The organism is Erythrobacter sp. S43, from assembly GCF_057364955.1.
This window is the reverse complement of record NZ_CP200285.1, coordinates 1,991,543-2,006,082: the sequence shown is the minus strand read 5'-3', so window position 1 is coordinate 2,006,082 and position 14,540 is coordinate 1,991,543. Positions and strand designations below refer to the sequence as shown.

Below are 14,540 nucleotides of genomic sequence, written 5' to 3'. Positions count from 1 at the left end.
AGCTGACCTATCCGCCCAAACCAGCGCGCAATTCCTCGACGCGTGCAGCGTTTACACCAGCGTCGGAATAGCCTGCGCGTGAAGCAGAACGGACGTGGACGCCGTCCTCTGCTTTCCGGAATTCGACATCATCGACGAAGCCAAAGATCGCCGACTGGAATTCTGAAGCGATGTATGTGTCATCTTGCTTGGTGACAGTGCCGCCCATTTTCTCGATTTGGGCAGCAAGTTTGTCCCAAGTTTCGGCAGACAGCATGGCAACCGTCTTTTCCGCATCGGTTCCATCTTCGCTGCTGACGCAATTGGGGGAACTGGGGCATGGAGCAAGCTGACCCTCTGCCAGCCCCAATGCCTCACCGCTCTGGGATGTCTTTCCGAGAATGAAGAAGAGCACAAAGCCTACCAACGCAAGAGCGACAACGCCCCGGAAAACCCATTTCACAATATTCATCAATTCGCCCTCTTAGGTGCCATTTGCAGTGTTAAAGCTCGCCCTTGGCAAAGCTCTCTGCCAGCTGGAACTTCTGGATTTTGCCCGATCCGGTAAGCGGGAACTCTTTCATCCAAACCCAATGCGCGGGCGTTTTCTGTGGTGACAGCCGCTCGCGCACAAATGCCTTGAGATCATCATCGGACGGGCGCGCAGCCCCTTCAGCCAGCCGCATGAAGCACGCGACGATCTCGCCCCATTTCTCATCAGGCACGCCGGCGACGGCGACCTCTGCAATGGATGGGTGTTCAAGCATCGCGGCCTCGATTTCTGCAGGGAAAAGGTTCTCTCCCCCTCGAATAATCATCTCTTTGACGCGACCCGTGATCTTCAGATAGCCGTTTGCCGCCATCGTGCCAAGATCACCTGTGTGCAGCCATCCTTCGGCATCGATGGTCTCGGCGGTGGCTTCGGGATTGTCGTTGTATCCCGCCATCTGGTTGTAGCCGCGCATGCAAATTTCGCCCTGCTCGCCCATTGCGCAAACCGAATTGTCACTTGGTGAGAGGATCGCGACCTCGATATGGGCGATGGGCTGGCCGATGGTTTCGATCAGCTCTTCGCCAGTATCATTCGGCCAGACGGCGGTGATACCCGGATAGGTCTCGGTCTGACCGTAAACGATCAGGATCGGCACGCCGAAGGCCGCCTGCGCGGCTTCATTGAGCGCAGGTGGCACCATTGCCCCACCTGCGACAACGTTCTCGACGCCAGAGACATCGGTGCCTGTGGCGTTCGCCGCCTCGATAATGGCGAAGATCATGGTCGGCACGCCGCCTAGGATTTCGGGCTTCTCGCGCTCGATCGCCTTGGCCACCGCGACTGGATCGAAAACTGAAACCAGCATCAAACACGCCCCGTGCGCCATCACGCCCAGAACGCAGACTGCGCTGCCCGCCGTGTGGAACAGCGGGAACGGGCACATCACTGTCTTGCCCGGCGCAAGGTTCCAGCGCACGAATACATCGCGGTTGCTCTGCACCAGGCCATGCTGATGGAGCAGCACGCCTTTGGGAAAGCCGGTCGTGCCAGAGGTGTACTGGATCATCACGATATCATCGGGCTTGGTCGGACGTAGCTCGCCATCGTGCTCACCCGCAAACAACTCGGCGTGGTCGGTGATGTCGATCACGTGGTCATGCGCAGGCAGGCCTGCCGCCGCTTCATCGACAATCGGGCGCAGCGCCGTACCACGCACATTGGGTTGGTAGTAGACTGCTCCCGAGCCCGATTGCTCGAGCACATAGCGCACCTCGCGCGCGATGAAGCTGGGATTGACCGTCACCAGCGTCAGGCCAGCCAGAGCCGCGCCATATTGGACCAGCACCCATTCCGGGCAATTGCCGCCCATGATCGCGATCCGCGTGCCCGCCGGATGCCGTGCCGCCAGCGCGCGCCCTGCGCGCTCTGCATCAGATAGTAGCTGAGCGTATGTCCATTCGCGGCCTATCGAACCATCGGCGAGCAGCTCTCGCAAAGCCATCGCATCGGGGCGCTCGGCGGCTTGCGCACGCAGTTCCGCTTCGATGGTGCGGTCCTTGTATTCGGTGTCGGTTTGGGCCGGAAAATGCGCTTGAGTCAGCTCTACCTGATACATCTGTCTCTCCCTCACCGCCTTGCTAGCACAATTGGCGCGAAAATCGCTCGAATTTTGGCGCATCAATCCCTATGTCATGCGCAACATAGTTAGCGTGATAAGGGGATCGCATATGAGCATCGAAACCAAAATCCCGACCGGCGACGACCTACTCGCGGAAATCAACCGCCTGCGCAAAGAGCGCAACGCCGTGATCCTCGCGCACTATTACCAAACGCCCGATATTCAGGACATTGCCGACTTTGTGGGCGACAGTCTGGAATTGTCACGCAAGGCGGCCGAGACCGACGCCGACGTGATCCTGTTCTGCGGCGTGAAATTTATGGCTGATACGGCGAAGATCCTCTCACCGGAAAAGACCGTAATTCTGCCCGATATGGATGCGGGTTGCAGCCTCGAAGACAGCTGCCCGCCGGAGAAGTTCAAGGCTTTCCGCGAAGCACACCCCGACCACATCGCGCTGACATACATCAACTGCTCGACCGAGGTGAAGGCGCTATCCGATGTGATCGTGACCTCATCGTCTGCCGAGACGATCCTCGCGCAGATCCCGCCCGAACAGAAGATCATCTTTGGCCCAGACCGTCACCTTGGCGGCTGGCTGTCGCGCAATTTTGACCGCGAGATGCTGCTGTGGCCCGGCGTGTGCATTGTGCACGAAGCGTTCAGTGAAACCGAATTGCTCAAGCTGAAAGAGCAGCACCCCGACGCGCCGGTGGCGGCGCACCCTGAATGCCCGCCCGCGATTATCGACCACGCCGATTATGTCGGCTCGACCAGCGGCATCCTGAAATTCGCCAAAGGCTTTGAAGGCGACACCCTGATCGTCGCAACCGAGCCGCACATCATGCACCAAATGGAAAAGGCGCTTCCCGAGAAGACCTTCATCGGCGCGCCGGGTGCAGACGGCAACTGCAACTGCAACATCTGCCCGTACATGGCGCTCAACACTATGGAAAAAATGTACACCGCCCTGCGCGACCTTGAACCACGCATCGAGATGGACGAAGAGCTACGCCTGAAAGCGAAAAAGAGCCTCGACCGTATGCTGGAAATGGCGAGCGGAACGGTTGGTATGGGTGATCTAGGACAGGTGCCGTTTTCGGCGGATTGAGAGCATACGAGTGGGCAGCTTTTGGACTGAAGGCTACACAGCCTCCGAGCTGGACGACGCCCAATCGAAGTATGACCTGACCTTCCCCCTTGATCTTATTGAACTGCTTCTCGACAGACGCCCGGCAGCAGCCCCGGACTGGCGATCGGATGACGCACAGATTGCCAAAGCCCTATCTTGGCCTCTTGAAGGCATCTTGTTTGATATAGAGCACAATTCGTTTTGGCTGCCCGAATGGGACGACAAGCCCGGAAGCGAGCTCGAACGAAAGGAAGTTGCCGAGCAAGCGATCACGTCGGCACCAGACCTGATCCCAGTCTTTTCGCACCGCTACCTACCCGCTGAACCGCAATTACCGGGCAACCCGATTTTCTCCGTCCACCAGACCGATATCATCTATTATGGCTGTAATCTTAGCGACTACTTCGCAAACGAAATAAGTGGCTGGACGTCACGACCTAGCGAAGAATACCGCAAGATCAAATTCTGGTCCGATCTTGCAGGCTAAACTTGCTTTTGCACCATTCCAGGCCCGGACTTGCGGGTTGTAACCCGCGCCACCACAAGCGCACTCCCCAACAATAGCATCCCCACCACGTCGAGCCCCGTCAGCACCTCGCCGAACACGCTGTAGCCGATCACCGCTGCCACTGCAGGTTGGGTTAACAGCGCGAGGCCGATGATCAGCGGCGGGAAGTGACCGAGCGAAAACACCAGCAATCCCTGCCCGATCAGTTGGCTGGTGACGAACAGGATCAGGATCGGCGTCCAGTCGGTCGGCCAGACCGGCTCGCCCAGCGCCAAGGCAAGCACCAGCAGAACGGGGCAAGCAAATACGCTCACCCACACCAGCAGGCTCCAAGAACCGAACTTGCCGCGCTCGCCTTGCAGAGTGAGCAGATACACGGCGTAAAGAAGCCCTGCTGTGATACAAAACAGGTCCCCCACAAAGGTCTCGGTCGAAATCTCAAGGCTGCGCCCGAGCAAAATCGCCGCCCCGCTCAGCGCGCAGACAATCGCCAGCCACTCAAGCCCGCGCGGCAGCATGCGCGCGATGATGAAGCCCCAGAACAGCAAGACAATCGATCCGGCATTGCCAAACAGGGTGGCGTTGCCCAGCCGCGTTTTCTCAATGCCGATATGCCAACTGGCAAGATCTCCGGCGAAGGCCAACGCACCGATCGCGACCAGAACCAGAGTCTTGCGCGGCATCCCGCCAATCCGTTGACCGGCAATGCGCGCAAAAAACATCAGGAACGGAAGCGCCAAAAACAGACGCCAGAACGCCGCGCTCACGGGGCCAGTATCGGCCTCGCGCACGAACCACGGGCCCAAAGCCAGTGCGAAATTTCCCGCAAGCAAAGCGGCGAGCAGCAGCCAGCCGCGCGGCGCAGCGATGCTCTTGGCAAGATTTCCTTCGTCGCCTTCCACCTTTTCCATGCTTGCGCACTAGCGCCGACATCTCCAAGTGGATAGCCAATTGAAACGTATTCCAGAGATCACAGAGAGGATTTCACACATGCACGACGTTTTGTTCCAGCCGCTGACTATGGGCGCGCTTGAGGCGAAGAACCGGATTTTCATGGCCCCGCTAACCCGTGGTCGCGCGGCAGAACCGATGTTCACGCCCAACGCGATGATGGGCACGTATTACCAGCAGCGCGCAGGAGCGGGCATGATCCTGACCGAAGCGACCGGTATCAGCGTCGAAGGGCTTGGTTGGCCGAGCGCACCCGGCATCTGGTCGGACGAACAAACCGAAGCATGGAAGCCGATTGTCAAAGGCGTGCATGATGCCGGCGGCATGATCGTGATGCAGCTTTGGCATATGGGGCGGATCGTTCACCCCTACTTCCTCGATGGTCAGCCGCCATTCTCGGCCAGCGCAACCAAAGCACCGGGCGCTGCACACACACCAGTCGGCAAGCAAGACTACGTCACCGCGCGCGAAATGACCAAAGAAGACATCGACCGCACCATCGGCGATTATCGCCGTGCTGCCGAGAATGCGAAGAAGGCTGGCTTTGACGGTGTGCAGCTCCATGGCGCGAATGGCTATCTGGTTGATCAATTCCTGCGCGACAAAACCAATCTGCGCACTGATGAATATGGCGGCTCGCCGGAAAACCGCACCCGCTTTATGCGCGAAGTGCTCGAGGCCATCATCGATGTGTGGGGCGCGGACCGCGTCGGCATCCGCCTTTCACCAAACGGCGACTCGCAGGGCACCGATGACAGCAATCCCGAAGCGACCTTCGGCGCGGCAGCCAAGGTCTGCGAAGAGCTTGGCCTCGCATTTGTCGAGCTACGCCAACCAGGTCCCGACGGCACATTCGGCCAGACCGACGTGCCCAAGCAAGATGCGATGATCCGCAGCCACTACACCGGCCCGCTGATCCTCAACTCGGACTATTCTGCACAGGAAGCGGACGACGATGTGTCGAGCGGTCGCTGCGAAGCTGTCAGCTTTGGCCGCCCCTATATCTCCAACCCCGATCTGGAAAAACGGATCGCGGCAGGCGCGCCGTTCAACCCGAACAAGGATGTGCCCAAGAGCTGGTACTTCCCGATTCCAGAGGGCTACATCGACTATCCAACTTTGGAAGAAGAACAGGCCGCCAGCGCAGCCTGATCAACAGAGAGCGGGCGGCGCTAGTCGTCGTCCGCTTCTGCAGCAGCGCGGGCGGCGGCTGCCTCTGCACCGCGGGCAGGCGGAGACTGCGACGTCAGTTCTTCGAGCGGCAGCATATCGTCGCTGATCGCGCCGCCCAGCACTTCGCCTTCGGCTTTGCCGCCTTGTTCCGCCTCTTCAGTTGAAGCGGTGTCTTCGCACGCGCTCACGAGCAGCGTGAAGGGAATAGCGGAAAGAGCGATACGGTTCATGCGCACGTCTTACGCCCCGATTTATCAAGCGCGTCAAGAAAATCATCGGCGCGCGCGATCAAAGCCTCATCCCATTGCGCTTGAGACACATCTTTGCCCAGCCGCGCTAAGCTAGTGACGCCAAATTCGTCTATCCCGCATGGCACAATCCCGGCAAAATGTGACAGGTCGGGATCAATATTGACCGAAAAGCCGTGCATCGTAACCCAGCGACGCACGCGTACGCCGATTGCACCGATCTTGGCCTCTCGCCCGTCAATATCCTTGGTCCAGATGCCCACGCGCCCTTCCGCGCGCCAGCTCTCAACACCGAAATCGGTCAGCGTGTCGATCACCCAGCCTTCAATCGCATGGACGAAGCAGCGCACATCCTTGCCACGCTTGTTGAGGTCCAGCATCAGATAGCCGACGCGCTGGCCGGGTCCGTGATAAGTGTATCGACCACCGCGCCCCGCCTCGACCACTTCGAAACGCGGATCGGTTAGTTCGGCGGGATCGGCGCTGGTTCCGGCAGTGTAAACCGGCGGATGTTCGAGCAGCCATATCTGTTCGCGCGCTTCGCCCGCCGCAATCGCGGCGTTGCGCACTTCCATCGCCTCCAGCGCCTGAGTGTAAGGCACGGGGCCGTCCGAGCGCAGCCATTCGGGCGCTTCGGGCAGGTGTAGATCAGGCGCAGTGCTTGCCATGACTTTCCCGTGGGGGCATTGAGCGCGCAGATCAAGGGGTGACGGTATCAATCCGCACCCGAGAAAGGGATCAAATGGCCGCCAGACTCGACACCGGAAAAGCATGGGCAGAAGCAACCCGGATGATGGGCGCTAACCGCGAACTGGTTTTGGCCGTCGCGGGCGTGTTCTTTTTCGTGCCTTTAATGATCATGCTGATGATGCTGTTTGGTGCCGATTTTGACTTCGGCCCAGCCGGATCGGAGCCCAATCCAGAGCAGATTTCCAAACAGGTCAACGCCCTGATCACGGACTACTGGTGGGCGATGCTGCTGGTCGCGCTTGGACAGATCGCAGGCGCGATTGCGATCCTTGCATTGCTAGGTGATCCGAAGAAGCCGACCGTTGGCGAGGTTATGAGCGTGGTTCCCAAGCTGATGCTGACCGCCATAGCCGCGCAGATCATCGCAACGCTGGCATCGCAGGCATTGCCTTCCTTGACCACGCTGCTCCCACCTTCAATTGGAGCGGCACTGAACTTGGTCGCGTTGGTAGTCTCGATCTATATTGCGGTTAAGTTCTCGCTGACTTCGGCGGTGATTGCGATCGAGAAACAGGCAAACCCGATCAAAGCGCTTTCCCGCTCATGGATGCTCACGCGCGGAAACAGCTTCCGAATTTTTGTCTTTTATTTCTTGCTGATAGTAACCGCGATTGTCGTGGGATTGGTCGTGGCGCTGCTCCTTGGCCTTGCCTTTTCGCTAATGGGTGAGCGGGTGCAAATGATTGGAACCGCAGTGATCCTTTCCGCGCTGATCGCCGGATTCTATGCGTTGGCCTATGCCGTTTCGGCAGCGATTTATCGCCAGCTTTCCGGGCCGACATCAGGCGAAGTCAGCGAGACGTTTGACTGACGCCTATTTGGCTTTCCAAGCCCAATAGAGTTTGCAGGGCAGGATATTCAGCCACTCGAACCCGGCATCAATCCGCTCGAAAAACGGCTTGGACACATCGCGCACCGCTGCGGTGAATTGATAAGCCAAGAAGCAGCCGCCCGGTTTCAGAACATTGTGTGTGCTTTCGGCGATGCTCTCCGCCACGCCCTCTGGCAGCGTTGAAAAAGGCAGGCCGGACAGCACGTAATCCGCGCCGCCTTCGATGCCGAGATCGGCAAGGATCTGCTCGACATTCTCGGCCGATCCCAAAACGGCAGTAAAGCGCTTATCGCGGATGGTTCGGTTGAGATGCTCGACATAAAGCGGGTTGGTGTCGATCGCGACAAACACCGCATCGCCGCGCATTTTGGAAAGGACCGGGCGGCAGAATGTCCCGATGCCTGGGCCATACTCCACGAACACTTCACACTTGCCCCAATTCACCGGTGCCAGCATCTGACGGATGGTGAAGCGTGAGGACGGGATGATCGAGCCAACCATGCGTGGGTGTTCGAGAAATCCACGGAAGAACACCGCCCAGTGAGCCGCGTAATCGCTCCAGCTTTCACGGGCGAAGGTGCGCTTTACGGCGGCGGAGATATTGCCTGTCATTGAATTGCTCCAGCATTGGGGACTGCATTAGAGAAGTAACACAGCTTAACGGGCAGGCGCTTGTGATTGCAAGAGCCCGCCGCCTGGCTTAGCGGGTTATCCCATGGCCACTTCCCCATCGCCTTCTTCCAGCAATGCAATCTCGCAAGGGCGCATGGCGTTGCTGTTCACCGTCATGCTAGTCACGGCGGCGGGCAACACGGCGATGCAATCGGTCATGCCTTCCATCGGCACTGCGCTGAAGGTCGATGATGTCTGGATCAGCCTTGCTTACAGTTGGTCGGCGCTGCTTTGGGTGATCTGCGCGCCAATCTGGGCGCGGCGATCAGACCGTCGCGGGCGCAAGGCGATGATGGCTTTGGGGCTGGTCGGCTTTGTAGTCTCGATGGCTTTATGCGGGCTGGTGCTGTGGGCGGGCCTTGCCGGATGGCTTGGCGCGGTGGCCACCCTGCTCACTTTCGCCGCCGCGCGCAGCCTCTATGGCTTATTCGGAAGCGCCGCGCCGCCCGCCGTGCAAGCCTATGTCGCCGCGCGAACGCCTCGGTCAGAGCGGACCAATGCGCTCTCTTTGATTGCCTCAAGCTTCGGACTTGGCACCGTCATCGGTCCGGTGCTCGCGCCGCTATTGGTCATTCCATATTTCGGGATTGGTTTGACGGGACCATTCCTTAGCTTCGCTTTGATCGGTCTGGTTGCTCTCGTCTTGCTGCGTCTGCGCCTGCCCGACGACGAGCCGCAATTTGCTGCACGCGGTCAGGCGGTGGCTTATTCTGGAGGTTCGGACGCGCCTGCAGACGATCCCGACGACGGCGACATTGCAGCCGAAGAACAGGCTCGTCTGCGCTGGTTCGAACCGCGCCTTCGCCCGTGGGTGATGGCGGGTCTGATCGGCGGTCACGCACAGGCGATGATTATGGGTATCACGGGCTTTCTGGTGCTCGACCGCTTGGGCCTGCGCAGCGATCCGGAACAAGGGGCTGTGTTGATCAGCCTAGTCCTCGTGTTCGGCGCGCTCGCTACGCTGCTGGCTCAGTGGGGATTGATCCCACGCTTTAATATCGGGCCACGCGCTGCGACCCTTTCCGGCGTGCTGGTCGCCGCTTTGGGCACATTGGTGCTCGGCGTCGCGGATGATATTTATCTGCTGTCGCTAGGCTTTGCGATTGCCTCGCTTGGCTTTGGCCTTTTTCGTCCGGGTACGACAGCTGGCACATCATTAGCCGTCTCGCGCGCGGAGCAAGGGCAGGCTTCAGGTATAGTCGCCTCGGTTGCTGGCGCGAGCTTCATTTACGCACCGGCGCTTGGCGTTTGGCTCTATAACCTTGATGACTGGCTCGGATTCGGCCTGATCATCGCGCTGTGCCTGACCGTGGCGCTGATCGGTTGGCGCGGACTGCAATCAGACCGTGCGCTCACCACCGACCGGTGATCCGTCAAAGGATATCGTGCACTTTGTCCTGCGGTCGGCACAGGGCGACGCCTTTGTCCGTTTCGACCAGCGGACGCTCGATAAGGATCGGTTCTGCCGCCATGGCGTCAAGCACCGCGTCTGCGCCTGCATCGGGTAAGCCGCGTTCCTTGGCATCGGTGCCGCGAATGCGCAGGCCGGCGTTCGGTGTGATGCACGCGTCGGCATAAAGCTGCGCTAACTTTTCACGCGACGGCGGTGATTTGAGGTATTCAACGACAGTCACCTCGACACCATCAGCCTCTTCAAGAATTGCCAACGTCTTGCGCGAGGTGCCGCATTTCGGGTTGTGCCAAATGGTCGCTTTCATCACCGAATCTCCGAATATCAATCGCACTATCCGCTAGCGAGTATGAGGCTCTTTAGCCACATTGAACGTTTATTGAGAATTTCTCGCAATTAAAGATTGCAGTTGCGAGTAAGTTGCAATAGCGACTCGTTCTAGCGACAGACTCGGACGATCCGATTGTCTTGAAAAGGAAACTCAATGAACATTCGCACCGCACGCACAGCGCTCCTCCTTGGCTGTGCTCTCATCACCACCCCTGCTCTGGCCGAAGAGGCAACGGAAGCCCCTCCGGGTGGTGGATTGGGAGGTGACGGTGAGATCGTGGTCACCGGCAAAGTGCTCTACAGCGATGAGTTGAACGCGGTGAAAACACCGACCCCTATTCTCGACGTTCCGCAGAGCCTGACAATTACGACGCAGGATGAGATCCTTCAGCGCGGGTTCGACAGCATCGCCCAAATCGTTGATTACACTCCGGGCGTGAACAACTCGCAAGGCGAAGGCCACCGAGATGCCGTAGTCTTCCGCGGCGTGCGCTCCACCGCCGATTTCTTCATTGATGGCGTGCGTGACGACGTTCAATATTATCGCGGGCTCTATAACCTTGAGCAGGTCGAAATCCTGCGCGGTCCCAACGCGCTCCTGTTCGGCCGTGGCGGCACGGGCGGTATCGTCAACCGCGTGACCAAAAAGGGTCAGGTTGGCGAGACATTCGGCGGCGGACAATTGGCGCTGGACACATTTGGCGCGTTCAGCATCCAAGGCGATCTAAACCTCGCCGCTGGCGACAATCTTGGCGTGCGTCTCAACGCCGCCTACGAAAGCCTCGACAATCATCGTGACTTTTATGACGGAGAGCGGATCGGCTTTAACCCGACCGTGCGGTTCGCGCTGAGCTCGGACACCATAGTCGATTTGTCTTATGAGTATGCCGATCACGAGCGGTTCATTGATCGCGGCATTCCAACCGGTGTCGATGGCCGACCCGTCGAAGCGTTTCAGGATATCACCTTCGGCGATGAACTGCTGAATTTCACTCAGCTCGAAGCGCACCTGCTGCGTGCAAACCTTCAGCAAAAGTTCTCGGACAACATCAAAGGCGTCTTCAGCGCGTTCTACGGCGACTATCACAAGGTCTATTCGAACTTCTACGCGTCAGGGTACAACCAGCTCGCGACGCCCGATGTTGTCACCACGGACGGTTACATCGACACCACGCAACGTCAGAACCTGATCCTCTCAGCCAGCCTGATCGGCGAGTTCCAGACCGGAAGCGTGGGGCACACGATCCTTGTCGGCGGCGAATACATCAACACAAACTCGGACCAGGATCGTTTCAATCCAGTCTGGGACCAGACCAATGACGACAACGAAATCTTTGCGATTGCGCGCCCGTTGAATTTCCGCGGCGGCGTGGGCATCAATGCGTCCGGTAACACCACCACCGTTGATCTGACGACTAACCTCAACGACTTCACGCAGGTCGGTATCGATGTGTTCTCGCTGTTTATTCAGGACGAGATTGAACTAACCGACTGGCTCAATGTCGTCATCGGCGCGCGCTATGACAGCTTCGATATCGAAGTGTTTAATGTGCCCGCAAGTGATTTGCGCACACGCCGCGATCAAGAATTCTCACCGCGCGGCGGCATCATCATCAAGCCGCAAGAGAATATCTCGATCTATGCGAGCTATTCGGAGAGCTTCCTGCCGCGTTCGGGAGAGCAGTTTGCCAATATCAACGGCAACAATGATGCGCTTGCGCCGAATACGTTCACAAATCTCGAAGCGGGCATTAAATGGGATTTCGATCAGGGCTTGAGCCTGACCGCAGCCGTGTTCGAAATCGAACAAAGCTCCCCCCAGCCCAACGACACCGATCCTGAAACCCTTGATGTGATCGACTCGCGCATTCGCGGGTTTGAGTTCCAGCTACAGGGCCAGATTGTCGAAAACTGGTTCATTTCGGCGGGCTACAGCTATCTTGATGGCGCGCAGGTGGATGCGCGTGGCAATGAAGGCTTGCGTCCACGCGAACTGCCGGAAAGCACATTCTCTGTCTGGAACAATGTCACGCTGACCGATCGCATCGGGCTTGGCCTTGGTCTGACCCATCAGGGCGAGACGTTCATCACCAACGGCCCGATCACCTATCAGGGCCTGAACGGTGATAGCGTGACGACCCGCGCCATCCTACCCGCTTACACCCGTGTCGATGCGGCGGCCTACTTTGACGTCAGCGACAATCTTCGCCTGCAGGTTAATATCGAGAACCTGACGGATACGCTGTATTTCCCCAATTCGCACAGCACACATCAGGCGACGGTTGGCGCGCCGATCAATGCACGTTTTGCGATTACGGGGCGGTTTTAGGGATTACTCGTCAGATGCCGGTTTGAGCGCGGGGACATTGTTCGCCGCGTCTTCCGGATCAATGCCGGGAGCGGGCGCGGCGCTTATGGCCTCGCGCCGCTGCGCCACGCGCCCTGCCCGCTCGATGGCACTGACTAGGCGCGGATAGACGCCGCAGCGGCACATATTTGTGACTGCCTCTTCGATGTCGGCGCGGCTCGGGGTCGGGTTGCGCTGGATCAGGGCCGAGGCGGCGATCACTATGCCGGGTGTGCAATATCCGCACTGGATCGCCTGCTCGGCCACCATCGCCTGCTGTACCGGGTGCGAGCGGTCTTTGCTGAGGCCCTCAATGGTGGTCACGATGCGTCCCTCGGCTTCGGCCAAGGTGATACGGCAGGACCGCAGAGCGGTGCCATCGACCAGCACCATGCAGGCGCCCACACAATCCCCGCCGCCGCAGCTTTTCGTGCCGGTCAGGTTTAACGCCTCACGCAGCGCATAGAGGAGCGGCATTTCAGGATCGAGGTCAAACTCGACGGGCCGATCATTGACTGTCATGCGCGGCATCAGCGCCCTTTCGTCTAAAACACGCAGTGGCACTACGCATGATGGCGCTCTGTCGCAAAAGCAATCCTGCGCGGGCGAAAAGATGTTTGACTTTGCCAAGCATTGCGGCGCGGGCTACTCGAAGCGCGAATGAGCGACACCCCTCCCCCACATCGGCGAAGCCTGCGGCTGCAAAGCTCGTCCAGGGCAGCATTGCCGGGCATCTGGTCGAGCAGACGCTGCCGATGATCATCGGTGTCGCAGCGATCATGTCTATCGGCCTTGTAGATGCCTACTTCATCGGCCAGTTGGGGCCAGAAGCGCTAGCAGCGATTTCATTTATCTTCCCGATCTCCGTCGCCCTGTCTTCGCTAGGCGTGGGAGTGATGGTCGGCATCAATTCAGTCGTCGCCCGCGCGTTGGGCGAAGGCGATGAGGAGAAAGCCGCACGCCGCTCAAATCTCGGCATTGTGTTTTCGGTTGTGTGCGGGATTGCGATGGGACTTGCGCTCTTCGCCCTGCTGGATCCCATCTTCGTGCTGATGAATGCGAGCGCGGAGACGCTGCCTTTGATCAAGCTCTATATGCAGCCCTTTGCGCTCGGATTTCCGCTCATCTTGACCATCATGGGACTAAACGGCGTGCTGCGCGGCCAAGGGGAAGCGCGGAAGACCAGCTATGTCTCGCTAACCTATGCGGCGGCCAACTGGGTGCTCGATCCGATCCTGATCACCGGCGCATTCGGGTTCGAAGGCTGGGGCATTACCGGCGCCGCTTACGCCACCATCATCGGCTGGATGTTCGGCGTGGTGGCGGCGGTGATCCTGGCCAAGAAATGCGCCATCCCACTCAACCTTTCGCTCATGTTCCGGGGCAAGATCATGGAGCCGATGATGGCAATCTTGCGGGTCGGATTGCCTGCCTCGGCCTCAAACGCAATTAATCCCATCGGGCTCTCCGTGCTGACTGCCGTTGTGGCTCTGGAAGGCGACGCAGCCGTTGCGGGGTTCGGCGCGGCCGGGCGGCTGCAGAGCTTTGCGGTTGTGCCTTTGCTCGCCCTGTCCGGGTCCATTGGGGCGATCGTTGGCCAGAATTGGGGAGCCAAAGAGTATAGCCGCGCCCGGCAGGCAGCCCTTTACGCTGGCGGCTTCTGCATAGTGTGGGGACTGGCTATCGCCGTCGCTATGATCGCAGGCGGGCAGCTGCTCGCTGGTTTCTTCACTGAAGACCCCGCCGTGATCGATGAGTTCAAACTCTATCTCAGTATTGCAGCTTGGGGATATGCCGGTTTCGGATTGCTGATCGTCGGCAACGGCATCATGAACGCGGTCGACCGGGCCAGCTTCGCCCTCGGCCAGTCGGTGCTTCGCGTCTTTGCTGTGATGCTGCCATTTGCGTGGTTGCTCCACGCCAGCTGGGGAAGTTCTGCCGTTTACGCCGCTGAGCTCGCTGCCAACCTTTTCGGCGCCATCACAGCAATTCTTCTGGTCCGCTACGTATTGTTCACGCGCGCACCGAAAGAAGGCCAGAGGTAAAAGTTCGTTAACCATCCTGCCGCATAGAAGCGCAAAGGTTTCTTTTGGGGT

At 59.0% G+C, this 14,540-nt stretch carries 15 protein-coding genes; 7 read left to right on the top strand and 8 right to left on the bottom strand.

What is annotated here, in order from left to right; all coding sequences use genetic code 11:
* Positions 1-7: 7 nt before the first annotated feature.
* Complete coding sequence (locus tag AC0V6K_RS09755) at positions 8-451, bottom strand: DUF1499 domain-containing protein (protein ID WP_472621720.1); 444 nt, start codon at positions 449-451, stop codon at positions 8-10.
* 31 nt (positions 452-482) lie between these two features.
* Positions 483-2,087, bottom strand: a complete 1,605-nt coding sequence (locus AC0V6K_RS09750) for a class I adenylate-forming enzyme family protein (protein ID WP_472621718.1) — start codon at positions 2,085-2,087, stop codon at positions 483-485.
* A gap of 112 nt (positions 2,088-2,199) precedes the next feature.
* Here AC0V6K_RS09750 and nadA point away from each other — a divergent pair, with 112 nt between their 5' ends.
* Both nadA and AC0V6K_RS09740 read left to right on the top strand, forming a co-directional pair.
* Complete coding sequence (gene nadA / locus AC0V6K_RS09745; protein WP_472621716.1) at positions 2,200-3,201, top strand: quinolinate synthase NadA; 1,002 nt, start codon at positions 2,200-2,202, stop codon at positions 3,199-3,201.
* A gap of 10 nt (positions 3,202-3,211) precedes the next feature.
* Positions 3,212-3,709 carry a hypothetical protein gene (locus AC0V6K_RS09740; protein WP_472621714.1) on the top strand — a complete coding sequence of 166 codons (498 nt, stop codon included), beginning with the start codon at positions 3,212-3,214 and terminating at the stop codon, positions 3,707-3,709.
* Here the strand turns inward: AC0V6K_RS09740 and AC0V6K_RS09735 are convergent.
* Positions 3,706-4,641: a DMT family transporter gene (locus tag AC0V6K_RS09735; RefSeq protein WP_472621712.1), complete on the bottom strand. Its 936-nt coding sequence runs from the start codon at positions 4,639-4,641 to the stop codon at positions 3,706-3,708. The genes AC0V6K_RS09740 and AC0V6K_RS09735 overlap by 4 nt on opposite strands.
* Positions 4,642-4,720: 79 nt before the next feature.
* Between AC0V6K_RS09735 and AC0V6K_RS09730 the strand changes: the two genes are divergently transcribed.
* On the top strand, positions 4,721-5,833 hold the full coding sequence (locus tag AC0V6K_RS09730) for an alkene reductase (protein ID WP_472621710.1): 1,113 nt from the start codon (positions 4,721-4,723) through the stop codon (positions 5,831-5,833).
* A gap of 20 nt (positions 5,834-5,853) precedes the next feature.
* Here the strand turns inward: AC0V6K_RS09730 and AC0V6K_RS09725 are convergent, their stop codons facing one another.
* Together AC0V6K_RS09725 and lipB are read right to left on the bottom strand one after the other, a co-directional pair.
* Positions 5,854-6,084 carry a hypothetical protein gene (locus tag AC0V6K_RS09725; protein ID WP_472621708.1) on the bottom strand — a complete coding sequence of 77 codons (231 nt, stop codon included), beginning with the start codon at positions 6,082-6,084 and terminating at the stop codon, positions 5,854-5,856.
* A complete protein-coding gene (gene lipB / locus AC0V6K_RS09720) occupies positions 6,081-6,770 on the bottom strand; it encodes a lipoyl(octanoyl) transferase LipB (protein ID WP_472621706.1) in 690 nt (229 codons plus the stop codon). Before lipB ends, AC0V6K_RS09725 begins: the two co-directional genes overlap by 4 nt.
* 74 nt (positions 6,771-6,844) lie before the next feature.
* Here lipB and AC0V6K_RS09715 point away from each other — a divergent pair, with 74 nt between their 5' ends.
* The gene (locus tag AC0V6K_RS09715) at positions 6,845-7,663 is read left to right on the top strand and encodes a glycerophosphoryl diester phosphodiesterase membrane domain-containing protein (RefSeq protein ID WP_472621704.1); all 819 of its coding nucleotides are present in this window, start codon (positions 6,845-6,847) and stop codon (positions 7,661-7,663) included.
* Between the two features lie 3 nt (positions 7,664-7,666).
* On the opposite strand, the gene AC0V6K_RS09710 is transcribed toward AC0V6K_RS09715, so the two are convergent.
* Positions 7,667-8,296 (bottom strand): class I SAM-dependent methyltransferase, encoded by a 630-nt coding sequence (locus AC0V6K_RS09710; protein WP_472621702.1) that lies wholly within the window; start codon positions 8,294-8,296, stop codon positions 7,667-7,669.
* 103 nt (positions 8,297-8,399) lie between these two features.
* Between AC0V6K_RS09710 and AC0V6K_RS09705 the strand changes: the two genes are divergently transcribed.
* Positions 8,400-9,725: an MFS transporter gene (locus AC0V6K_RS09705; RefSeq protein WP_472621700.1), complete on the top strand. Its 1,326-nt coding sequence runs from the start codon at positions 8,400-8,402 to the stop codon at positions 9,723-9,725.
* Between the two features lie 4 nt (positions 9,726-9,729).
* Here the strand turns inward: AC0V6K_RS09705 and AC0V6K_RS09700 are convergent, their stop codons facing one another.
* Positions 9,730-10,074, bottom strand: a complete 345-nt coding sequence (locus tag AC0V6K_RS09700; protein ID WP_472621698.1) for an arsenate reductase family protein — start codon at positions 10,072-10,074, stop codon at positions 9,730-9,732.
* 177 nt (positions 10,075-10,251) lie between these two features.
* On the opposite strand from AC0V6K_RS09700, the gene AC0V6K_RS09695 reads away from it, so the two are divergent.
* Entirely contained in the window at positions 10,252-12,426 is a 2,175-nt protein-coding gene (locus AC0V6K_RS09695; RefSeq protein ID WP_472621696.1) for a TonB-dependent receptor, read from the top strand.
* 3 nt (positions 12,427-12,429) lie between these two features.
* On the opposite strand, the gene AC0V6K_RS09690 is transcribed toward AC0V6K_RS09695, so the two are convergent.
* Positions 12,430-12,975, bottom strand: a complete 546-nt coding sequence (locus AC0V6K_RS09690; RefSeq protein WP_472621694.1) for a (2Fe-2S)-binding protein — start codon at positions 12,973-12,975, stop codon at positions 12,430-12,432.
* Between the two features lie 86 nt (positions 12,976-13,061).
* Here AC0V6K_RS09690 and AC0V6K_RS09685 point away from each other — a divergent pair, with 86 nt between their 5' ends.
* A complete protein-coding gene (locus AC0V6K_RS09685; RefSeq protein WP_486172620.1) occupies positions 13,062-14,489 on the top strand; it encodes an MATE family efflux transporter in 1,428 nt (475 codons plus the stop codon).
* Positions 14,490-14,540 lie beyond the last annotated feature (51 nt).